Here is a 202-nt window from a genome sequence, read left to right on the forward strand (position 1 = left end):
AGTATGCTTCTATCAGAAGACGGAATCGGTTATCAGGAAATTATCAGCGCCGAGGGCTGGTCATTGGATAGTGCCATTGTATCGGATGAGTTATCATTAGAAAACAATATAGCAGACTATGTAAATAAACCTTTTGATTTATCGAAAGATTACAAGCTTCGAGCGTGTCTGTATACATTAGGGAATGAGAAGTATGTTCTGG

At 38.6% G+C, this 202-nt stretch carries 1 protein-coding gene; it reads left to right on the forward strand.

What is annotated here, in order from left to right:
• Positions 1-202 (forward strand): hypothetical protein (locus ACHRWY_RS27800; protein ID WP_395359282.1); only part of this gene is annotated, 202 nt, incomplete at both ends.

The sequence above is a fragment of the Flavobacterium sp. FlaQc-48 genome (assembly GCF_044007335.1).
GTDB lineage: Bacteria > Bacteroidota > Bacteroidia > Flavobacteriales > Flavobacteriaceae > Flavobacterium.